This window comes from Flavobacterium chungangense LMG 26729 (assembly GCF_000735715.2).
Lineage (GTDB): Bacteria > Bacteroidota > Bacteroidia > Flavobacteriales > Flavobacteriaceae > Flavobacterium > Flavobacterium chungangense.
This window is the reverse complement of the sequence record NZ_JASY01000002.1, coordinates 379,667-403,587: the sequence shown is the minus strand read 5'-3', so window position 1 is coordinate 403,587 and position 23,921 is coordinate 379,667. Positions and strand designations below refer to the sequence as shown.

The 23,921-nt window shown below is 34.9% G+C and carries 18 protein-coding genes; 10 read left to right on the top strand and 8 right to left on the bottom strand.

Annotation, left to right across the window (positions count from 1 at the left end; translation table 11 throughout):
• The first annotated feature begins 84 nt into the window (after positions 1-84).
• A complete protein-coding gene (locus JE46_RS04925; protein WP_031454150.1) occupies positions 85-411 on the top strand; it encodes an MGMT family protein in 327 nt (108 codons plus the stop codon).
• A gap of 13 nt (positions 412-424) precedes the next feature.
• Here JE46_RS04925 and JE46_RS04920 read toward each other — a convergent pair whose 3' ends face one another.
• Entirely contained in the window at positions 425-1,687 is a 1,263-nt protein-coding gene (locus JE46_RS04920; RefSeq protein ID WP_236010665.1) for a L,D-transpeptidase family protein, read from the bottom strand.
• Between the two features lie 678 nt (positions 1,688-2,365).
• On the opposite strand from JE46_RS04920, the gene JE46_RS04915 reads away from it, so the two are divergent.
• From JE46_RS04915 to JE46_RS04900, 4 genes are all read left to right on the top strand, one after another.
• Positions 2,366-3,496: an Mrp/NBP35 family ATP-binding protein gene (locus JE46_RS04915; protein WP_031454148.1), complete on the top strand. Its 1,131-nt coding sequence runs from the start codon at positions 2,366-2,368 to the stop codon at positions 3,494-3,496.
• Between the two features lie 144 nt (positions 3,497-3,640).
• Complete coding sequence (locus JE46_RS04910) at positions 3,641-3,880, top strand: NifU family protein (protein WP_017494691.1); 240 nt, start codon at positions 3,641-3,643, stop codon at positions 3,878-3,880.
• Positions 3,881-4,095: 215 nt separating this feature from the next.
• Positions 4,096-4,578, top strand: coding sequence for a hypothetical protein (locus JE46_RS04905; protein WP_031454147.1), 483 nt, complete (start codon positions 4,096-4,098; stop codon positions 4,576-4,578).
• Positions 4,579-4,642: 64 nt separating this feature from the next.
• On the top strand, positions 4,643-4,960 hold the full coding sequence (locus JE46_RS04900; RefSeq protein ID WP_026982672.1) for a 2Fe-2S iron-sulfur cluster-binding family protein: 318 nt from the start codon (positions 4,643-4,645) through the stop codon (positions 4,958-4,960).
• Positions 4,961-5,001: 41 nt separating this feature from the next.
• On the opposite strand, the gene JE46_RS04895 is transcribed toward JE46_RS04900, so the two are convergent.
• The 4 genes from JE46_RS04895 to JE46_RS04880 form a co-directional block, all read right to left on the bottom strand.
• The gene (locus JE46_RS04895; RefSeq protein ID WP_031454146.1) at positions 5,002-5,685 is read right to left on the bottom strand and encodes a DUF6058 family natural product biosynthesis protein; all 684 of its coding nucleotides are present in this window, start codon (positions 5,683-5,685) and stop codon (positions 5,002-5,004) included.
• Positions 5,686-5,797: 112 nt separating this feature from the next.
• On the bottom strand, positions 5,798-6,787 hold the full coding sequence (locus JE46_RS04890) for an aspartate-semialdehyde dehydrogenase (protein WP_031454145.1): 990 nt from the start codon (positions 6,785-6,787) through the stop codon (positions 5,798-5,800).
• A 171-nt stretch (positions 6,788-6,958) separates the two neighbouring features.
• On the bottom strand, positions 6,959-7,342 hold the full coding sequence (mscL, locus tag JE46_RS04885; RefSeq protein WP_031454144.1) for a large conductance mechanosensitive channel protein MscL: 384 nt from the start codon (positions 7,340-7,342) through the stop codon (positions 6,959-6,961).
• Positions 7,343-7,410: 68 nt separating this feature from the next.
• Positions 7,411-9,879: a bifunctional UDP-N-acetylmuramoyl-tripeptide:D-alanyl-D-alanine ligase/alanine racemase gene (locus JE46_RS04880; protein ID WP_031454143.1), complete on the bottom strand. Its 2,469-nt coding sequence runs from the start codon at positions 9,877-9,879 to the stop codon at positions 7,411-7,413.
• Positions 9,880-10,012: 133 nt separating this feature from the next.
• Between JE46_RS04880 and JE46_RS04875 the strand changes: the two genes are divergently transcribed.
• A complete protein-coding gene (locus tag JE46_RS04875; RefSeq protein ID WP_031454142.1) occupies positions 10,013-10,618 on the top strand; it encodes a hypothetical protein in 606 nt (201 codons plus the stop codon).
• Here the strand turns inward: JE46_RS04875 and JE46_RS04870 are convergent.
• Entirely contained in the window at positions 10,613-11,314 is a 702-nt protein-coding gene (locus tag JE46_RS04870) for a porin family protein (RefSeq protein ID WP_031454141.1), read from the bottom strand. The genes JE46_RS04875 and JE46_RS04870 overlap by 6 nt on opposite strands.
• A gap of 211 nt (positions 11,315-11,525) precedes the next feature.
• Here JE46_RS04870 and JE46_RS04865 point away from each other — a divergent pair, with 211 nt between their 5' ends.
• The 4 genes from JE46_RS04865 (at position 11,526) to JE46_RS04845 (ending at position 17,854) form a co-directional block, all read left to right on the top strand.
• The gene (locus JE46_RS04865; RefSeq protein WP_031454140.1) at positions 11,526-11,879 is read left to right on the top strand and encodes a hypothetical protein; all 354 of its coding nucleotides are present in this window, start codon (positions 11,526-11,528) and stop codon (positions 11,877-11,879) included.
• A gap of 150 nt (positions 11,880-12,029) precedes the next feature.
• Complete coding sequence (locus JE46_RS04860) at positions 12,030-14,237, top strand: TonB-dependent receptor (protein WP_031454139.1); 2,208 nt, start codon at positions 12,030-12,032, stop codon at positions 14,235-14,237.
• 253 nt (positions 14,238-14,490) lie between these two features.
• Positions 14,491-16,599 (top strand): prolyl oligopeptidase family serine peptidase, encoded by a 2,109-nt coding sequence (locus tag JE46_RS04850; protein WP_031454137.1) that lies wholly within the window; start codon positions 14,491-14,493, stop codon positions 16,597-16,599.
• 262 nt (positions 16,600-16,861) lie between these two features.
• Complete coding sequence (locus tag JE46_RS04845; RefSeq protein WP_031454136.1) at positions 16,862-17,854, top strand: Gfo/Idh/MocA family protein; 993 nt, start codon at positions 16,862-16,864, stop codon at positions 17,852-17,854.
• 202 nt (positions 17,855-18,056) lie between these two features.
• Here the strand turns inward: JE46_RS04845 and JE46_RS04840 are convergent, their stop codons facing one another.
• Positions 18,057-19,007 (bottom strand): outer membrane beta-barrel protein, encoded by a 951-nt coding sequence (locus JE46_RS04840; RefSeq protein ID WP_031454135.1) that lies wholly within the window; start codon positions 19,005-19,007, stop codon positions 18,057-18,059.
• Between the two features lie 175 nt (positions 19,008-19,182).
• Positions 19,183-23,721: a DNA polymerase III subunit alpha gene (dnaE, locus tag JE46_RS04835; RefSeq protein WP_031454134.1), complete on the bottom strand. Its 4,539-nt coding sequence runs from the start codon at positions 23,719-23,721 to the stop codon at positions 19,183-19,185.
• Positions 23,722-23,921 lie beyond the last annotated feature (200 nt).

Here is a 23,921-nt window from a genome sequence, read left to right as displayed (position 1 = left end):
AAAGTGATTTACGCAGTTTCTGCATAGTAACAGATATTAATTAATCTCTTTTAATCTTCTAATCTGTGGCAAAATTCAAACTCTATGGCTGAAGATAATTTTTTTGAAAAAGTCTATACAATCGCCCGACAGATTCCGTACGGAAGAGTAACTTCCTATGGTGCTATTGCAAAAGCATTAGGGACTGCACGATCAGCCCGAATGGTGGGCTGGGCAATGAATGCTTGCCATAACATGGAAGATATTCCCGCACATCGCGTTGTTAACAGAAAAGGACTCTTAACAGGAAAACATCATTTTCACGGAACCAACTTAATGCAGCAGCTTTTAGAGAGCGAAGGCATTGAAATAGTCAATAATCAAATTATAAATTTTGAAAAACATTTTTGGCAGCCCGAAATGACGTTGTAACCAATTCCAGGCATTACTCCATCACCACATTTTTGGATCCATCAACTTCTTTTTCTTTGTCTTTTTCATACACATCCGGAAAAAAATTAACTTCACCTGTATCCTCACTTACCCATGCTGTAAAATAACCTATATAAATCGGAATTTTATTTTTCAATATACAGGTTGTTTCAATTTCACCATTCATCGCAAGATCTATTTTTTCTGATGGCCAGTCTGGATCATCTTTTAAAATTACATGCGCCAATTTCTTAGCTTCTTTAATATTGATACATCCATGACTAAAAGTACGTTGTTCGAACTGAAACAAGCTTTTGGCCGGAGTATCGTGCATGTAAATATCAAATGGATTTGGAAACAAAAATTTCACTAATCCCAAAGAATTTTTAGGCCCCGGTTTTTGTCTTACCTTCCCTCCATTCCATTCCATATTATGCTCTTCCAGATAATTTTTATTCGAAGCCATGTTAAGCTTTAATTCGTTATCAATGATACTTTGCGGAACATTCCAATATGGACTAAATACCACTTTGTCCATTGTACTGCTGAAAATTTCCGTTTCAGACCATTTAGTCCCAACAAAAACATCAGATGTAAATTCACTATGTCCGTTTTTAACATAAAGCAATCGGTAAGATGGAATGTTTACCATAATATAATCACTTGCATTTATCAGATTTTCGGGAATTAAACGACAACGTTCCATGTTTAGCTGTATCGTTTTGATTCTTTCTGATATTGGCTCGTTCATTTGTTTGATATGATCCAGCGTCAATTTATAATTTAGAGCAAGACCATATCTTTTTTTATAATTTAAAACCCCAGCCATAAGTTCTTCATCATAAATAGTGCTTTTCGAATCTTTTTTTAAATCACCATCTATAAATAAACGCTCACGAATTTGCTTTACTGCAACGCCACTATCAAAAGGTTTTAAATCTTTAAAAGTTGCACTGTCAATATCAATTTTTTTCCAAAGTTTTTTTCTTTCAATTTTTCGATATTTTTCCAAAGCTGTTTCAAGTCTGTCATACTGTCTGGATAATAGGTAAACCTGACCTGAAGTTCTGGTTAGATTCGCGATAGAATCCCGATTTCTATTTTGAAAATTAAAGGTCGATGACAGGACTGAAGTGCTGTCAATAAATTTTTCAAAATTATTTTCTTTTAAAAATAATTTATCATTTAAAGATTTTTCTTTTTCATTCTTAAAGCCAAATGAAGAGAACAAAAAAACTATCGTTATAATTAGGAGGAATTTATTTAAATGTCGCATGATGTTCATTTTTTAAATATTTAACATTAAACTTATTTAAAAAATAAAGCGAAAAACACAATCAGAAACCTTCAACATGAATCTTCACCATATTTTTTAAAATATTGTAAATCAAAAATTTAGGGTTCTTCAAATTTACCTCAATACGATAAAAATTGTTTTACAGAATAAAACATACATTTATTAAAATTCACATTAAGTACCTGATGTCCATTAAATTGCACCAATACAGAATTTTATTACAGCTAGAATACGAGAGATTCTGGTTTGGTTAAATCTGTTTCAATTTGAGTTTATACAATTATAAGAATCATACTGTTTCTGATAACTATTAGGAAAACATTATCGCCAAAATGTATCTTTATTACCAACAATTATGTAAACAATATTTAGTATAGTTTTTTTTCATGCTTTTGACTTACTATTTTTTTAAAAGAGATATCAGGGTCAAAAAGTTGGTATTTAAAAAACCAATAATTAGCCCTAATCACTTTTTGAAACCCCTAAAACTATTTTTTCGGTTTCTGTTTTGATTTATTTACTCAATCAGACCATCAACAAATACAATTCAAAACAGCAAAAATCTGAACATAATCCGTTATCTTTGCAATCTGAAATTAGTTTGAATAAATTCCATTTTTAAATTAGTTTCAATCATTAGAAAAATACAATATCAAAATGAAATTAGATAGAAAAGAAATTCTTAAAGCTTTAGAAACGATAACTATAGCAGGAGAAGGAAAAAATATGGTAGAAAGCGGTGCTGTTGCGAATGTCATTACATTTGGAGACGAAGTTGTAGTGGACCTGCTAATTCATACCCCGGCTATGCATATCAAAAAAAGAGCTGAAGATGATATCAAAAAGACAATCCTTGAATTGGTATCTCCAGAAGCAAAAGTTAAAGTAAACATTAAGGTAGAAACTCCTGAGAAAAACGAAATTAAAGGCCGTGCCATTCCGGGAATCAAAAATATTATTGCTGTTGCTTCAGGAAAAGGGGGTGTCGGAAAATCTACAGTGACAGCAAATTTAGCTGTAACACTGGCAAAGATGGGATTTGCAGTTGGTGTTCTTGATGCCGATATTTATGGACCATCAATGCCAATTATGTTTGATGTTGAAAATGAAAAACCAATTTCGATTACTGTTGACGGAAAATCTAAAATGAAGCCCGTTGAAAGTTATGAAATCAAAATACTTTCTATAGGATTTTTTACAGCACCTAGTCAGGCTGTAATATGGAGAGGGCCAATGGCGGCAAAAGCCCTGAATCAAATGATTTTTGACGCTGATTGGGGTGAATTAGACTTTATGCTTATTGACCTGCCTCCTGGAACGGGAGATATTCACCTTTCTATTATGCAGTCATTGCCAATCACCGGAGCAGTTGTAGTAAGTACACCTCAGGCAGTGGCACTTGCAGATGCAAAAAAAGGTGTTTCTATGTTTATGCAGGATAATATTAATGTTCCGGTTTTGGGAATTATTGAAAATATGGCGTACTTTACACCAGAAGAATTACCTGACAATAAATATTATATCTTTGGACAGGAAGGAGCAAAAAATCTTGCAGAAGATTTGAATGTTCCGTTTTTAGGAGAAGTACCAATTGTTCAGTCTATTCGTGAAGCAGGAGATTATGGCCGCCCAGCAGCTTTGCAAACTGCTTCAGCAATTGAAACTGTATTTGAAGAAATTACCAGAAATGTAGTTCAGGAAACAGTAAACAGAAACGAAAGCCTGCCTGCAACAGAAGCCATAAAAATTACAACAATGGCAGGATGTTCAGCAGTTAAAAAAAATTAGATAATTGAGACAATGTGTTAATTAGATAATTTGAAAATAAGATAATGAAATAATTGGGATCGTTTTAAGAATTACCTAATTGACACATTCTCTAATTGACACATTCTCTAATTAGCAACATTCTCTAATTGATACATTAATATTATGACAACAGAAGAATTAACAAGCAACGTATTATTAGCTCTTGATGAAATCAGACCTTTTTTGAATTCTGATGGTGGTGACATTACACTGATTTCAATTGAAGACGATAAACATGTAAAAGTTCGTCTTGAAGGTGCATGCATAAGTTGCAGTGTAAATCAGATGACTTTAAAAGCGGGTGTAGAAACAACTATAAAAAAATATGCTCCACAAATAGAAACAGTAGTCAATATAATGTAATAAACGGGTAATTTATTCTTGTTTTTAAGTTTGAAATAATCAATAAGAATAATAGCCATTTGACCTCTTTTGTAATATTTTTTTATATAAAGCTGTTAAAACACATGTTTTTTTATGATTTTGACAAAAAACAATATAAAGATTTAAGGTATTCTATTGAGAAATTGTTGCATTTTTAACTTAAATTTGCAACATAACCCCTTAAATCTTAAATCATGAAAAAATATTACATTCTATTTATATTATTTTTTTCTATTAGCATAAATTACGCACAACAAAGTTCAGAGACATTAATTGTAGACAAAGCATGGCTTAATGATTCAGAAGAATGGTCCGATTATACTTATTCTGGAAAGATTGTATTTTCTATCAACAACAATGAAGAAGGCAGCCTTAGATTAGGTAATTATGATTTTTTATATGATTTTTGCGAAGGGAAGCCAAAATTTTCAAATAAGGCGGCTTACAATTCAGCAGAATTTTCACATCCAAGAAAAATATCATCTTCAACAGATAAACAAGGAGTCGTAAATAATACTTATGAAGGTACTTTGATTTTTCAATTGGATAAAGATTATTATTCAGTAATTGCCATTGTTACATTATTAGAAAAAGGCGGAAATATATTAGGGGCTAAAATGCACCTGAAAGAAAGCAGCAGAAAAGAATTTGCATTTAGCTTAAAACCAAATAGTTAATAAATAATTTTAGAGTTTGTTCACGTTATCAAATTCTAAGTAAGTAAAATTCCAATATTTTAAAATGGATGTATTAATAAAGATTAAAGATCGAGAAGGAGTTATACACGAATTACAGGCTCCAACTGATATGGCAATGAATATAATGGAGTTATGCAAAGCATACGAACTTCCTGTTGAAGGAACCTGTGGCGGAATGGCTATGTGTGCTTCCTGCCAGTGTTATGTTCTAAATGATGTTGCTTTACCGGAAATGGGAGATGAAGAAGAAGCCATGCTTTCTGAAGCATTTTATGTTAAATCTAACAGCCGTTTAGGGTGTCAGATTCCAATTACTACAGAATTAGAAGGACTGGAACTTGAACTGGCTCCGGAATATTAATATTAAAAAAGGCGAAAATCAGTGATTTTCGCCTTTTTTAATTAATCGTATCTTTTTATTAAATCCGTTAAAGTATATTCTTCCAATAACTTATCAAGATACTTTCCTCTGCTGCTCGTTTCACGCTGATAGGGTGCAAATAAACTCGTTGATTTATTCAATTCGACATTCAGCTCTTTTAAATAATTTTCATGTTCTGTTATCGCCAATAAATCTTTATTTGCAATAAAATCCAGAATTCGTTTAATAATAATTTCTTTTTTGATAATCGCATTTTCATTATTAAACAATGTACAAATTCCGTAAACACCTTTACAAAAATAATCCCATTCTTCCTCTAACAATTCATTTGTTTTTTCAAGGTTTATTTCATCATTCTCATCAAAAACATTTCCGTATGCAAATTTTCTATGATTATGCTTTTTTAAAATTGATAAAAGATTTTGTTTAAAATCTTCTTTCAGATTCTCATAACTCTTTTCGCTGCTATCTTTTATAAGCTCAAGAATGTTTTTAGCAAAATATTTTTTAGAAGAAATAATTTTATGATTATCATTTAAAGAAGAACTAATTCTCACTTCTGAATCAATAACATAAGAAGGCCCCGGAATTATCTTGTCTGCGATAAGCTGATTTAGTTTATCAGGAGAAAAATTAGTCAATTTTAAAACTTCTTCAAATTCGAGATAGTTCTCTTCTATATATTTTATGTTTATTTCTTTCATTTTAATTCTTATTTTCAGAAATCAAATATAGTCACAAAAAGACGCAAAAAAACCGTAATCGCTTTTGGTAATTACGGTTTTTTCTTTATAACAATTTTGCGTAACCTCTTGATTATACCAAACCTGCCTGAATTAAATACTCTGCAATCTGGATTGTGTTTGTAGCAGCTCCTTTTCTTAAGTTATCAGCAACGATCCACATGTTTAATGTATTTGGCTGGCTTTCGTCACGACGAATTCTTCCAACAAAAACTTCATTTTTACCTTCTGCAAATAAAGGCATTGGATAAGAAAACGTATCCAGGTCATCCTGAACCACTACTCCGTCAGTATTTTGTAAAATTTCGCGAACTTCTTTTACATCAAAATCATTTGTAAACTCAACGTTTACAGCCTCACTATGACCTCCAACAACAGGAACACGAACTGCAGTAGCCGTAACTCTGATGGTATTATCTGCAAGTATTTTTTGAGTTTCACGAACTAATTTCATTTCTTCTTTAGTGTATCCATTAGCTTCAAAACTATCGCATTGTGGAATTGCATTTCTGTGAATTGGATATTTGTAAGCCATATCACCTTCAACTCCTGCGTATTCATTTTCTAATTGTCTCACCGCTTTTACACCGGTACCGGTAATCGATTGGTAAGTCGAAACAATAATTCTTTTGATATTGTATTTTCTGTGCAAAGGAGCCAATGTCAATACCATTTGAATCGTAGAGCAGTTTGGGTTTGCAATAATTTTATCTTCTTTCGTCAAAGACTCGGCATTGATTTCAGGAACGATCAGTTTTTTTGTCGGATCCATTCTCCACGCAGATGAATTGTCAATTACCGTTGTACCGGCAGCAGCAAATTTTGGAGCCCACTCTAATGAAGTATCACCTCCTGCAGAAAAAACAGCAATATCAGCTTTTAAATCAACCGCAGTCTGCAAACCAACAACTTTATATTTCTGACCTTTATATTCTATTTCTTTACCTACAGATTTCTCTGAAGCAACTGGAATTAATTCTGTAACAGGAAAATTTCTTTCTGCTAAAACTTTCAACATTATTTCGCCAACCATACCGGTGGCGCCTACAACCGCTATTCTCATTTTATATTTTTTTATATGAATGTTCTAATTTAGAATGCAAAAGTAAGGATAATAAAAACGATTACAATTCGATTCACAAAAAATAACAAATTGTTACAAATTAAACAAAAAGAAAAAAAACCGCCCCAATTATGGAACGGTTAAGTTAGACTTAGTGTAGCGGTATGTATTTTATTGTTTATTTTTCAAAAGATCCCTAATTTGTGTAAGCAATTCTTCCTGAGTTGGTCCGGCAGGCGGTGCAGGAGCAGGTGCTTCTTTCTTTTTCAGATTGTTTATTCCTTTAATAATTAGAAACAAAACAAAAGCAACAATTATAAAGTTAATTACTGCCGAAAGAAACATTCCGTATTTTATGCCTCCAAAAGCCGTTAATTGTTCAATACTTGATAAATGAGCAGCTTCTAAAGCAGGTTTTAATATCAATGGTGTTATAACATCATCAATTAATGAGCTTACAATTTTATTAAAAGCAGCTCCAATAATTACACCGACAGCCAAATCAATTACGTTGCCTTTCGTTGCAAATTCCTTAAATTCTGAAACAAATCCCATAATTCTTTATTTTTATGTAATTAATAGGTATCGAAAATACGTAATTTTATTGAAAGTTTCTTTAAAAACTATCTGAAAAATACCCTTTTTACTCTTTGTGAAATACTGGTCAGAATTTCATAAGGAATTGTTTTTAAAGCTTCTGCAATTTCTATTACTGTTGGAGATTCTCCAAAAATGGTAACCGAATCACCTTCTTTACAATCAATTTCGCTAACATCTACCATCAGCATATCCATACAGACGCTTCCTACTATAGATGCCTTTTGATTTTTAATCGTAATATAACCTATCTGATTGCCCCATAATCTTGAAATCCCATCAGCATAACCAATCGGAATTGTTGCTATTTTGGTTTCTTTTTCGGCCATGAATCTTCTTCCATAGCCGACACTGTCGCCTGCAGGAATCGTACGAACCTGCGAAATAATCGATTTTAAAGTCCCTACATTTTCCAGGTATTTTTGTTCTGAGGGATCGTTTGAAACACCATAAAGTCCAATTCCCAAACGTACCATGTCGTATTGCGCATCCGGAAAATTGCTGATTCCGGAAGTATTCAGGATATGACGGATTGGGTTTACTCCTAATTCATTCATTAATTTTGAAGAGAGTTTTTCGAACAATCGAATTTGCGACATTGCAAATTCATAATGCTTTATATCATCGCTAGTCGCCATATGCGATAAAATACTCTGAATGCGTACTGTTGAATTTCCTTTTAAAGCAGCAATCAATTCGTCTATTGTATTTTCTTCAAAACCCAGACGATGCATTCCGGTATCGAGTTTGATGTGGATCGGAAAATCTTTTAGATTCTTTTCACGGGCAATCTTCAAAAAAGCATTTAATCCTTTCAAACTATAAATTTCAGGCTCTAACTGATATTGAATAATCGATGCAAAACTCGTCGATTCAGGATTTAAGACCATGATTGGTAATTTGATTCCGCCATTTTTAAGTGAAATTCCTTCATCGGCGAAAGCCACTCCTAAATAATCAACTTTATGATGTTCCAGCAATTTTGCTATTTCCAATCCTCCGTTTCCATAGCCAAATGCTTTTACCATAACCATGATTTTGACATCACTTGCTAATTTAGATTTAAAGAAATTTAAATTATGGCTGATGGAATTCAGATTGATTTCGAGAATGGTTTCATGCGTTTTCTCTTCCAGTAAAGCTACAATTTCTTCAAACTGAAATGACCTTGCCCCTTTTATCAAAATGGTTTCGTTATTAAAATTCAGATTTTCAAAATCATTGATAAATTCGGCAGTGTTTTGATATGTGATACAATTCGAAAATTTGTTTTTAAATAACGAAATGGTTGTACCGATTCCAATTATACGATTGACTTTATTATCTGCAATTAGTTGGGAAACTTTAGAATATAATTCTTCGTTTGAAAATCCGCTTTGAAAAATATCAGATAAAATAACTGTTTTGGATGCATTCTTTTTTTGGCTTTCTAAAAAATCAAGCGCTATTTTAAGTGATTGAAAATCAGAACTATAACTATCGTCAATAATACTGCAATTGTGAATTCCATTTTTGACTTCCAGGCGCATTTCAACCGGATACAATCCGTACATCCGATTTTGAACCGTCTCAGCATCATATTCAAAATTAAGCAATACTAATAAGCAGGAAATTGCATTTTCTAAAGAAGCGGAATCACTGAAAGGAATTTTTAAGTCATAACTTCTCCCTTTGTAATGATACTGAATACGGGTCGTTTCATTTTTATTTTCTTTTTTCGAAACAAAAACATCCGCTGTATTATCTGTATAGCTCCATGAAAAAAGTTTTCGGGGATGCAGCATATATTCGGCCGAAAATTGAGATAAACAGGAATCTACAATTTCATTTTTCTGATATATAATAACCGGACAGTCTTTAAACAAAAGCAGTTTTTCATCAATCTTTTGTACTAAATTTAGAAATCCTTCGTCGTGTGCAGTTCCAATATTGGTAAGTAGTCCTATTGTGGGTTTTATGATTTGCTCTAATTTTTCCATTTCATTCACCGTCGAAATTCCGGCTTCAAAAATACCTAAATTATGTTTCTCATTAATCGCAATCACCGAAAGTGGCACTCCAACCTGTGAATTATAACTTTTAGGACTTCGTATAATATTATAATCAGGACTTAATAAAAAATTAAGCCATTCTTTTACGATCGTTTTTCCATTACTTCCCGTTAATCCGATAACAGGAAAGTCAAAAAGATGCCGGTGATGAGCGGCAAACTTCTGAAGGGCATCTAAAGTAGATTTTACGACTAAAAAATTGGCTCTCCCGACACAATTTTCAGGAATATATTCAACTACAAAATTCTGAACTCCTTTATCTATAAGTTCCGAAACATACGAATGCGCATCATTATTTACTCCGGACAATGCAAAAAATAAAGTTTGAGAACCGTTTTGCAGTGAACGGCTGTCAATCGAAATCTGTTCAATAAAAACAGTTAGATCTGAGCCAATCCATTCGGCATGAAGAACCGAAACAAGGCTTTTTAAGTTTACGCTCATTTAGAAGTTTCTTTTTTTTCAAAATTAAACATTAAAGACTGAAAAGAGTTGTGATTTTCTTAAAAAATAAAGGGTTTACAAAAAGCTATTTATATTTCAATTATATTTGTTAGACACCTCAAATTACTGCATTTTGAAAAAAATACTTCCGATATTCTCCTATATATTACATCCAATTTTTATATCGATATATGCGACCTTATTTTATCTTTTTTATAAAGATGATGCCTTTACTATCCAGGAAAAATATTTTGTTTTATTTCAAATACTCATTATTACCGTTATTGTCCCTTTATTATTTTTTCTATTGCTTCGCTCCACCGGTAATGTAAAATCGGTCATGATACATGAAACCTCGCAACGAATAATACCCTTAATTTTACAGTGTTTTTTATTTATATTACTGGTAAAAAGAAGCATTGTTATTACTCGCTACCCTGAACTGCATTTCTTTTTTCTGGGCGGATTATTCAGTACTATTATGGCTCTGATTTATTCTCTTTTTAAGATAAAAGCCAGCCTGCATATGATGGCAATTAGTGGTTGTGCCGTTTTTGTAATTGGACTTAATATGCATTTGCAATTACATAATCCGTACTGGCCGGCACTTTTAATTTTACTGACCGGAATCGCAGCTTCATCTCGCCTTGAAATGAATGCCCATACGTACAAGGAATTGTTAATAGGATTTTTAATCGGAATAATTCCGCAGGTTTTATTTCTGTATTTGTGGTTATAAAATATAAAAAATAAGCCCCACACTCATGGTTTTCATTTTTACGCTTTCTCCTGAAACAGTTTTAACGTCTTTAAACAAAGGATTCAGTCCATAATACAAATAAGCATTCCAGGTGTTGTAACCCGCAGAAATAGTTGCGCCATACTGAAACCTGTTGATATCGGAATTATTTCGAACTATATAAGTGTTTTCGCCATCATCTACAACAGATTTGCTGGCTAAAACATAGCTTAATTTTAATCCGGCATAAACCCTCCAAAACTTATGACTTTCATAAGTAGAATTTCTCCATCTAAACTCAATGGGAAGATCTACCAAATATTGCCTGTATTTATTTGAAACAAACTCATTATAATCATTTACGCCATAAATTAGTGTTCCGTCCTGGCTTTCAGAAATAGTCAGGTTTTGAAAATAATTCTGATACGTTAAACCTAAACCTGCTGCAATGGCAACAGTTCTTTTTTTGTTGATTGGCATATCTCTTAAAAAACCGGCAGAAATCTCGGCAGAAAATTTATCCTGTTTAAGCCCTTCCGGAGTCTGAGTCAACAGATTATAGCCCACCGTAAAATAAAACTGATCTTCCCTGTACAATGAATCAATTTTAATTACCGGCTTTTCTTGAGGTTTTTCTTCTTGCGAAAAAACATTGAAAAACGATATCAGAAATAAACAACTAAAAAATAATCGCATAGTTTGTTTGAGTTTTATGAGGATTTTAAATAAACGTTTTTTAGAAATATTTATTTGACACACAAATATAATATAATGATTGTTTATGATTTGGTTGCAATGCTAATTATTCTGTTTTCACTCTTCATAAAAATATTCTGTTGCACTATTTTCAATAAAAAGCGTTAAAATCAAACATTTTTATATTTGCCTTTTATACCTTTGTACCGTAATGAAAAAAAGACAGCTCATAACCGGTTTTACTTTGGGTCTGATGGTATTGCTATCAATACTGTTTCAGTCCATCCATAGTTATGAGCACATTTCAAAACAGCTTTCAGAAAAAAAATGTCATCATAATTACAATGATGTAAATGGTGAAATTACGCATCAGCATCATGACGATGACTCTTGTTTTGTTTGTCATTTTTCTTTTGGAAGTTACATTGCTCCTGAAAATTTCACGTTTCAGTTTTTTAGTAATCATCAGGAAATCCCTTATTTCTTTGGATTTTCAGAAAGTATTATTTCCTTTTCAGGAAGTCTTTACACACTCCGGGGTCCTCCTTCAGCTATAGTTTCATAAAGTTTCGCCCCAAGAAACAAAACCCTTTTAATTGAATTCAAAGTTCAGTTAGGTTTCCTGATTTTCATTTCTATGTAAATTCAGTAAACTTCGCGTTTCTTTTGCTTCTCTTTAAAAGAAAAATCCATTAACTATAGCAATCATTTTCAAATGAAAAAAATAATAATAGCCCTAATTTTGGGGTTTTCGGGTATACTTTCTGCCCAGAATTCGGTTTCAGGAACTGTTACCGATAATCAAAATCAGCCATTACCTGGTGTTTCTGTTTACGCTCCCGAATTACACAAAGGAACTACGACTGACGAAAACGGGAAATACGAATTAAAGAATCTTCCAAACGGAAGTTTGCGTATTGCCTTTTCTTATGTGGGATATTCAAATCAAAATAAAACCATTGCAAAATTGACAAAGGAAAACACGCTCGATGTGACGCTTTTAGAATCAATTCTGGAAATGGATGAAGTCGTGGTTTCTACTCCTTTTAACAAACTGCAGTCACAAAACGTAATGAAAATTGATCACGAAAGCATCAAAACATTACAACAAAAAGGAACTTCTACATTGATTGAAGGCCTGGCAACAATTCCGGGAGTTTCTCAGATTTCTACAGGGACTTCTATTGGAAAACCTGTAATTCGCGGACTGAGTGGAAATCGTGTTTTGGTATATTCTCAGGGTGTTCGTATCGAAAACCAACAGTTTGGAGATGAACACGGTTTAGGTTTAAACGATGCCGGAATCGAAAGTGTCGAGGTAATCAAAGGACCAGCTTCCTTATTGTATGGTTCTGATGCATTGGGAGGCGTTTTGTATTTCAATCCTGAAAAATTTGCTGATGCGGGTACATTCAAAGCTAATTTCAGTCAAAAATATTTTACAAATACACAGGGAAGCAATTCTTCCATCGGATTAAAAACGTCTACAGACAATTGGAAATTTCTTGCCCGTGGAAGTTTCAATACACATTCTGACTATAAAATTGCCGATGGCGACCGCGTAACCAATTCGCGTTATAATGAAACTGATTTTAAAACTGGAATTGGTTACAGCAACTCCACATTTTCAAGCGTTTTTCGATACAACTACAACAAACTGGACATCGGGATTCCGGAAGATGGAATTGCAGAACAATCTTCGAGCAAAGACACTCAGTTTCCAAAACAGGGAATTTTCAATCATTTGTTTAGTTTAAATAATGTGATCTTTTTTGAAAACTCAAAACTTGACGTTGATTTAGGTTACATCTCAAATGACAGAAGCGAATTTGAAGATAGCAACGACGCTACACTTCGAATGAAACTAAACACTTTTAATTATAATGCAAAATATCATTTCCCGAAATTCGGTAAAATTGAAACCATTTTAGGTGTTCAGGGAATGCATCAGACCAATACAAATTCCGGAGAAGAATATTTGATCCCGAATGCAACAACCAATGATTTTGGCGTTTTTGGAACTGCTAATTACGAATGGAATAATAGCGTTTTGCAAGCCGGTTTACGTTTTGATAACCGAAATGTTACTTCAGAAGCACACGGAATTGTGGGAGAAGAAGGCTCTTTTGAAGCTTTAGACCGATCTTTTGACAGTTTTAATGCTTCTTTGGGATACAAAACAAAATTAGCAGAACCGTTAACACTTCGATTAAATGTAGCTACCGGATTTAGAGCTCCAAACTTGGCCGAGCTGACTTCAAACGGTGTTCACGAAGGAACCAACCGTTATGAAATAGGAAACAGCGATTTGAAAACCGAACAAAACGTTCAGACCGATTTGAATCTGGAATACAAAAATTCGCATTTTGAATTCTTTGTGAACGGATTTTATAACCACATAAACAATTACATTTATACTTCACCAACAGGAGAAATCAGAGATAATAATAATGTTTTTGCCTACATTCAGGATAATGCAAAATTATTTGGAGGAGAAATTGGACTGCATTTTCACCCGCATCCTTTAGACTGGCTGCATTTTGAAACCAGTTTTGAAACCGTAACCGGTAAAAAAGACAACGATGATTATTTGCCTTTAATTCCTGCCAATAACTGGAACAATACCCTTAGGACCGAATTTAATATCAAAAACTGGTTCAAAGAAGGTTACGCTTCTTTGAATGTTTCTTCGACTTTTGATCAGGATAATGTGAGTGGTTTTGAAACGGCATCAAAAGGCTATACTTTGGTCAACTTAGGTTTTGGAGGAACGGTAAAACTGGGCAAAACTGCTTTTGACGTAAACCTGAACGGAAATAATTTGTTCGATAAAAAATATATTGCACACCTTTCAAGATTAAAAACAGATGGAATCCCAAACATTGGACGAAATATTGTTTTGGGAGTTAATTTTAATCTGTAACATTTTTAAACCATATGAGTCTTATAAATAATTTTTGGAGAATCAATTTATTCTTCTGAAGATTGGTGTCAGGCTGAGCCACTTCGGCTTCGTTCAGGATAAACTAAGTCGAAGCCCTTTTTTCCGCAAAAGCCTTCGATTCCGCTCAGGATGACAATAATTTTCATTATCCCTGAACTAATATGACTCATATGGTTTAAATTATTTTTCACAACAAAATTTGCTATTTTTGTTACAAACACAAAAATCAACTATGAAAAAAACATTTCTTATAATGGCAATAACTACTGCAGGAATTTCTTTGGCACAAAATAAAATTCAGTATCCCGAAACTAAAAAAGGTGAAACTGTTGATGTCTATTTTGATACCAAAATTAGCGATCCTTACCGTTGGCTGGAGGATGATAAATCTAATGAAACCGGTGCCTGGGTAAAGGATCAAAACGAAGTTACATACGGTTATTTAAATCAAATTCCATTTAGAGATGCATTAAAAGCACGAATGGAAAAACTATGGAATTATGAAAAAATAGGTGCTCCTTTTACAGAAGGAAAATTTACGTATTATTCCAAAAATAACGGGCTTCAAAATCAGTCGGTTGTTTACAGAAAAGATGAAAAAGGCAAAGAAGAAGTTTTCTTAGATCCAAATACATTTTCTAAAGACGGAACCACTTCGCTTGGCGGACTGGATTTTTCTAAAGATGGCTCTAAAGCTGCTTACGCTATTTCTGAAGGCGGAAGTGACTGGAGAAAAGTAATTATCATTGATGCCGTTTCTAAAAAAGTTCTGGAAGACACATTAGTTGATGTAAAATTCAGCGGTGTTTCATGGTATAAAAATGAAGGTTTTTATTACTCCAGTTATGAAAAGCCAAAAGGAAGTGAATTATCTGCCAAAACAGATCAGCACAAATTGTATTTTCATAAGTTAGGTACTTCTCAAAAAGACGATAAAGTTATTTTTGGTGCCGACCAAAAAAGAAGATATGTTGGAGGATCTGTTACCGAAGACGATCATTACCTGGTGATTACAGCTGCCAATTCTACCTACGGAAATGAATTATACATTAAAGACTTAACAAAACCTGAAAGCCCCATAGTTACTATTGTAGACAATTTTAACAGTGACAATAATATCATAGAAAACGAGGGAAGCAAATTGTTTATTGCTACCGATTTTAACGCTCCGAACAAGCGAGTAGTAACTGTAGATGTAAGCAATCCGAAGCCTGAAAACTGGAAAGATTTTATTACTGAAACCCAAAACATTCTATCTCCGTCTACAGGTGGCGGGTACTTTTTTGCTAATTACACCAAAGACGCAGTTTCTTTTGTACAGCAATACGATTACAACGGAAAATTAATCCGTGAAATCAAACTCCCTGCAGTTGGAACAGCAGGCGGATTTGGCGGAAAAAAGAATGAAAAAATATTGTATTACAGTTTTACTAATTACACTACCCCGGGAACCATCTTTTCGTTTGAGCCAAAATCAGGCAAATCGGAAATTTATCAAAAACCAAAAGTAGATTTCAAAAGTGATGATTACGAGTCAAAACAAGTATTCTATACTTCAAAAGACGGAACCAAAATCCCAATGATTATTACCTATAAAAAAGGGACAAAACTAGACGGTAAAAACCCGACAATCCTTTACGGTTACGGCGGATTCAATATTAGTTTAACACCAAGTTTCAGTATTGCCAATGCAGTCTGGCTGGAAAACGGAGGTGTTTACGCCGTTGCCAATTTAAGAGGCGGTGGTGAATACGGAAAAAAATGGCATGATGCAGGAACAAAGCTCCAAAAACAAAATGTATTTGACGATTTTATCGCTGCTGCAGAATATCTGATTGCGCAAAAATACACCTCATCTGATTACCTGGCAATCCGTGGAGGATCTAACGGAGGTTTATTAGTTGGCGCAACAATGACTCAGCGTCCTGATTTAATGAAAGTAGCTTTACCGGCAGTTGGTGTTATGGATATGCTTCGCTACAATGCCTTTACAGCAGGTGCAGGATGGGCTTTTGATTACGGAACTGCTCAGGACAACAAAGAAATGTTCGAATATTTAAAAGGATATTCTCCGGTTCACAACGTTAAAAAAGGAACGCATTACCCAGCTACAATGGTAACGACAGGAGATCATGACGATCGTGTAGTTCCGGCACACAGTTTTAAATTTGCTTCTGAATTGCAGGAAAAACAAACAGGAGAAAATCCGGTTTTGATTCGTATTGACGTTAAAGCAGGTCACGGAGCAGGAAAATCTGTTGCAGCTACGATTCAGGAAAATGTAGATATTCAGGCGTTCACGCTTTACAATATGGGTTTTAAAGCATTGCCTAAAAAATAAAACTTTAAGCTGAAATTTTTTAGACACGACCCGAGCGATAGCGAATAGGCGAAGCAATTCACGAATTATATTGTGAATATCGTGGCTAATTTTTTTGCCACAGATTAAAAAATCTGTGTGCATCTGCTTAAATCTTTTAAAATCTGCGTGAAAAATAATTCGTGAATTCGTGGCTATTTTTAACGCAACAAAAATTAGTGAAATCCGTGCAATTCGTGGCAAACCTTTTTTAAATTTGAATAAACTTAAAAAAACTTAAACCATGAAAATCATAAAATGGGGAATCATAGGTTGCGGAAACGTAACCGAAGTTAAAAGCGGTCCGGCATTTCAGAAAGCGCCAAACTCAGCTTTGGTAGCCGTTATGCGAAGAGATGCAGCCCTTGCCGAAGATTATGCCAAACGCCATAATGTGCCAAAATGGTACTCCAACGCTGTCGATTTAATCAACGATCCGGAAGTTGATGCCGTTTACATCGCCACGCCTCCGTCTTCACATAAAGAATATACGATTTTGTGTGCCAAAGCCGGAAAACCGGTTTATGTTGAAAAACCAATGGCTTTGACCTTTGAAGAATGCAACGAAATGATCAGTGCCTGCAAAGAACACAATGTTCCGTTATTTGTAGCTTATTACAGAAGAAGTCTTCCCCGCTTTTTAAAAATCAAAGAAATAATAGACGAAGGAAAATTAGGAAACATACGTCACGTAAATTGCGTTTTGTACCATCCATTTGAACAACGTTATGACGACGAAATCAATCTTCCGTGGACAGTTTTACCACATCTTTCAGGCGGTGGAATCTTTGTCGATCTGGCCTGCCATACTTTAGATTTTTTAGATTTTGTTTTAGGTCCGATAAAATCCGTACGCGGCCATGCGACTTCTCAACTTAAAGCGTATCCTGCCGAAGATTCAGTTTCGATGTCCTTTCTATTCGAAAACGGAGTGCACGGTACGGGATTATGGAATTTCGCCAGTTTTGAACGTTACGATACTACTGAAATTGTAGGTGATAAAGGAAAAATAGCCTTTTCAACTTTTGGAGAGGATCCTATTAAAATTGAATATACAAACGGGGACAAAGAAACTATTACCATCGAAAATCCGCTTCATATTCAACAGCCTTTTATAGAAACCGTTATTGCAGAACTTTTAGGCAACGAAGGAGCTTCTCCATCGAAAGGAGTTTCAGGTGCAAGAACCACATGGGTTATTGACGAAGTTTTAAAAGAGTTCAGAAACTCGAAATAAGCATAATTAAAATCAGGAGCTGATTACTTCGTCAGTTCGCTATCGCTCGTGTCCTGCTGTCCGCTGTATCTTTTATGCCGAACCCCGGCATAAAAGGATGCCGCTGTCATCAGGGCTAGGGCCTTAGTTTTCATAATAACCAAAAAAAAGAGGATATTTTCATGTAGAAATATCCTCTTTTAAATTATAAGATTTTGTAGAATTACAGACTGTATCTTAACCCAAAAGTTAAACCTACACCACTAATTCCAACATAAGAACTAATATCATCAGTCGCTTTTGTATTGTCAAAACCAGCTGCATTAGTTACTTTACTATTGGAATTTGTAGTTAATTTATCTACATAATTTGTATGAATTGCAGAATACGAAGCATCTTGTCTAAAAGTAGAGGCTGTATGCAGTTTATCTACTCCGTTTTCGGTAAACACAGTAGTTTCTTTTGTATCTCCGTGAACCGTAAAGTTTCTATATTCAATTTCAGCAAATAATGCCAGATGTTTACCTAATTTATATGAAGTTCCAATCGCAGCCATAAAACCAAGAGTTGGATTAGGTTTTACAACATCTTCAGCATATGTTTTTGCCACTGTTGTTCTAGTTGGTGCTACAGTATAATACTCACGATTCGTTTCAATAGTTAAATCTCCGTGTATCGGAACAATAACTCCTACTTTTGTATAAGGTTCAAAACCTTTATTTTCTCCTAAAAATAACACTAATGTAGGTGATAAATCCCATGCTCTAATTTTTCCTACAGCATCTCCGGTTACAAAAATATTTGTTGGCGTAGTAGCCACTAAGCGATTTCTGGTTTCAACCATCAATTTATCAGCACTAGAATAATAGTTAATTCCCATTTCAACCCCTAAACGCGTTGAAAAACGGTAACCTGCAGTTAATCCGGAACGAAAACCTTCTCCAAATGACCCATGATTAGTTTCTCTTGAAATTAAAGTAGTTCCATTAGCTGCGTAAACATCTGTATTAGGCGGTTGACCATTTACAATTGGAAATTCCGTGGCAGCAGTTTGAATGAAGTATGACCCTCCTAATTTAAAGTACCAGCTTTCCGGCTTATCTGTACCTTCTGACTGTGCCATTGTGGCCATGGAGCAAATCATCAATACGATTAAAAATAAATGCTTTTTCATAGTTTTCTTTATTAAGTTATTACAAAATTATAACAATTAAAATTTCTTTCTTTACAGCATTCCCACTCTATTAAAAATAATTATTAATTTGAATAACAATACAAAAATAAATTACTATGCGCGCATAATTTTAACCTAAAAAATACATTATCAATTAAATTTTAACTGTTAAATTTTAATTGAGTTTAAAGTTAATCTGCATTTTTTCTAATTCCTCTAATAATTCATTAGATATTCTGACTTTTAATCTACGGCTTGGCATCGATAATTTAGTCACTACCTTTATTTCTTCTACTTCTTTTACTTCTTTTATTTTGGTATCTTCAAGAGTGAGATCTCCATCGTCATTTTCATCTGTAAAAACTGCGTCCTCTGTCTCTTCAAACTCATTTGCTGTTTCAACCTCAACGAAACGTTTTACCTTTTCTAATTCCATAATTTCAAAAGTCACTGAATTATCCCCTTTGTACGCATTGAACAACTGGCTTAATCTATGAATAAAATCGGTCTGCAAATCTTTAATATTTAATAAAAGAATGAGTTTTTTAGCAAATGCTTCCAAAACATCCTGCAATTGTCTTACCTCAACAAACTGCAGTCTAGGCTCCGATTTTTTACCTGTATCGTGATTCACCCAGCCATCTTTAATTAATACCTTTATATGGGCAAAATTATTCTGAATCAGGAAATGACGGAATTTAAGATACTCTTCATTAAAAATCTTAAACTCATAACTTTCATCATAGCCTTCTAAATTGAATGCCGCCCAGCCTTTTCCGTTCTTAGCTACACGATGCTGTACGTTATTAATGATTCCTGCAAATGTTAGATTTTTGCCTACGTATTCATTCATACTTTTCAGTGCTTCCAATCGTGCATTGCAGAAGTATTTCATTTCGAACCTAAAATCATCCAATGGATGTCCTGAAATATAAATTCCGACAACTTCTTTTTCTTTGGCCAGTTTTTCCATCGTACTCCAGTCTTCACATGGAGGCACAACCGGTTCTGCAATCTGTACTTCGCTGGTTTCTCCAAACAAACTTACCTGAGACGAATTTTCGTTTTCCTGAAACTTCGATCCGTAGCGCATTGCTTTTTCGTAGAATGTAATTCCGTCGCCATCATCATGAAAATACTGTGCTCTGGTTGTTCCTTCAAACGAATCAAATCCTCCAGCCAAAGCAAGGTTTTCAATTGCTTTTTTATTGGCAGCACGCAAATCAATTCGTTTTGCCAGATCAAAAATCGATTTATATCTTCCGTCTTTTCTGCTTTCGACGATTGTCGCAACTGCTCCTGAACCAACCCCTTTGATGGCTCCCATTCCAAAACGAACTGCGTAGTCGTCATTTACTGTAAATTTATAGTAGGATTCATTAACACAAGGCCCTAAAACCTGCAAGCCCATACGTTTACATTCTTCCATGAAAAACGAAACCTGTTTGATATCATTCATATTATTCGAAAGTACTGCTGCCATGTATTCTGCAGGATAATGTGCTTTCAAATAGGCGGTTTGGTAGGCAATCCAGGCGTAACAAGTCGAGTGTGATTTGTTGAAGGCATAACTCGCAAAGGCTTCCCAGTCTTTCCAGATTTTTTCGAGAATTTTAGCATCATGACCTTTTGCAGAAGCCTGCTCAACAAACTTCGGTTTCATTTTATCCAATACATCTTTTTGTTTCTTACCCATCGCTTTACGCAAAACGTCGGCCTCACCCTTTGTAAATCCTGCCAAAGACTGAGACAAAAGCATTACCTGTTCCTGATAAACTGTAATTCCGTAGGTTTCTGATAAATATTCAGCACAGGCATCTAAATCGTATTTGATTTCTTCATCGCCGTTTTTTCTTCGAACGAAAGATGGAATATACTCCAAAGGTCCCGGGCGATACAAGGCATTCATGGCAATTAAATCTCCAAAAACCGTCGGTTTCAGATCTTTCATGTATTTCTGCATCCCGGGCGACTCGTACTGGAAGATTCCAACGGTTTCACCTCTTTGGAAAAGCGCATATGTTTCAGGATCATCAATCGGAAAAGTATCGGGATCAAGATCAATATTGGTTCTGTATTTTACCAGTTTTACGGTATCTTTTATCAGCGTAAGGGTCTTCAGACCCAGGAAGTCCATTTTCAACAGTCCGGCGCTCTCTGCAACCGAGTTATCGAACTGTGTTACATATAAATCCGAATCTTTTGCGGTTGTAACGGGAACATAATTCGTAATATCTGACGGTGTGATGATCACCCCACAGGCGTGAATTCCCGTATTTCGCATCGAACCTTCCAGAATTTTTGCCTGCTGAATGGTTTCTCCTGCCAAATCACCTTCGTTGGCAATGGCGATTAATTCTTTTACATTGTCAAATTCATCCGAACGAAGGGCTTTTTTAACCTCTTCTTCACTTTCTGAAATAAAACGCGCCAGATTCCATTTTGACGGCATCATTCCCGGAATCAATTTTGCGATTCTGTCGGCTTCAAACAACGGTAAATCCAGTACACGAGCCGTATCACGAATCGCCGATTTGGTTGCCATTTTACCATAAGTGATAATCTGAGCCACCTGTTTCTGTCCGTATTTGTTGATTACATAATCCATTACACGTCCACGACCCTCGTCATCAAAGTCGATATCAATATCGGGCATCGATACACGGTCAGGATTTAGGAAACGCTCAAAAAGCAAGTCGTACTTAATGGGGTCAATATTGGTAATCCCGAGACAATAGGCAACAGCTGAACCCGCTGCAGATCCACGGCCTGGACCAACCGAAACGTCCATTTTTCTGGCTTCGGCAATGAAATCCTGTACAATCAGGAAATAACCCGGATATCCTGAATTCGAAATCGTCAATAATTCAAAATCCAAACGTTCCTGAATCGATTCGGTAATTTCACCATATCTTCTTTTAGCACCTTCCATTGTAAGATGTCGCAGGTATTTATTTTCCCCTCTAACTCCTCCATCAGCTTCATCTTCAGCAACTACAAATTCTTCCGGAATATCAAACTTCGGAAGCAATACATCTCGGTAAAGCGAATAAATTTCTACTTTATCAACAATTTCCTGAATATTGATAATCGCTTCCGGTAAATCGGCAAAGAGTTTTTTCATCTCTTCTTCCGACTTATAATAGTATTCCTGATTTGGAAGTCCGTAACGGTAACCACGACCACGACCAATTGGCGTTGCCTGTTTTTCACCGTCTTTTACACACAATAAAATATCGTGTGCATTGGCATCTTCTTTATTTAAATAATAGGTATTATTAGTTGCAATTAATTTGACATTATGCTTTTGAGAAAACTCAATCAGGGTTTTGTTGACACGATTTTCATCTTCCTGATTGTGGCGCATAACTTCCAGATAGAAATCTTCTCCAAATTGTTCCTTCCACCAAATCAAGGCTTCTTCTGCCTGGACTTCACCAATATTTAGAATTTTACTCTGGATTTCCCCGTATAAATTCCCGGACAAAACCATGATATCTTCCTTATATTGTTCGATAATTTTTCGGTCAACTCTTGGAACATAATAAAATCCGTCAGTAAAAGCAATCGAAGACATTTTAGCCAGATTGTGGTAACCATTTTTGTTTTTGGCTAATAATACAATCTGATTTCCGTTGTCTTTTTTACTCTTATCTAAGTGATTATCGCAAACATTGAATTCACAGCCCACAATCGGCTTGATTTCGGTTTCTGTTGGCTCCTCTCCTGCTTCAACCAAAGCTTTGTTTTTGCCTGAAGCAGCTTTATTATGATTCATAACAGCACTCACAAAATGGAATGCTCCCATCATGTTTCCGGTATCGGTCATAGCAACGGCCGGCATTCCGTTTTTGGCTGTAGCCGATACAATATTCCCAATTCCAATAGTCGATTGAAGAACCGAAAACTGTGTATGATTGTGTAAATGCGCAAATTTTGCCGCTTTGAAATCAGCTTTGGCAGATTCTGAAACTAAAGTTGGTGTCTCATCAACTTGTAAAGCCTTGATCTGCTCACGGATTTTATCAGAAGCCGCTTTTAGATTGATGTGTTTTAAACCGATTAAAGGAAACTCTTGTGGGTTTCTTTCCTGAAACTCTTTGAAATAATCCTTTGGAACGTCAAGTTCTTCTTTGGTAAAAACCTCTCTTCTAACCAGTTCCAGAAAACAACGCGTAGTTGCCTCAACGTCGGCAGTTGCGTTGTGCGCTTCTGCGAAAGGTTTATTAAAAAGATATTCGTGTAATTCTGTCAGGGTCGGAAGTTTGAATTTTCCTCCACGACCTCCGGGAAGCTTTAATAAAGAAGCCGTCACTTCAGTACAGGTATCTAAAACAGGCATTGAACTCATTTGAGATTCTACTCCCATTCTATGAAATTCGGCACCCATGATATTAACATCGAAACCTAAATTCTGACCTACGATGAATTTCGTTTTGCTCAATGCAATATTGAATTTCTCTAAAACTTCGGCCAGTGAGATTCCATCGGCTTCTGCCAATTCAGTCGAAATTCCGTGAATACGTTCAGCATCGTAGGGAATATTAAATCCTTCGGGTTTTACCAAATAATCCTGATGCTCGATTAGCTGTCCCATTTCGTCATGAAGCTGCCATGCGATCTGTATACAGCGAGGCCAGTTATCAGAATCGGTAATTGGTGCATCCCAGCGTTTTGGTAATCCGGTTGTTTCGGTATCGAATATTAAATACATATATTTTTATAGAAAAGTCAAATTTTAAAGTCCCAAATTCCAAAACTTTCATATTGTAAACATTTGACAACATGAAACATAAATGAATGCGAAATGAAAAATGGAAGGAAGTCAAATTTACGCTTTTTTTGGAGAAAGAAAACGGATAATTTCTTAAATAGATATTCTTATTAATAAATCAGATTTCCTCTTAAAATTCA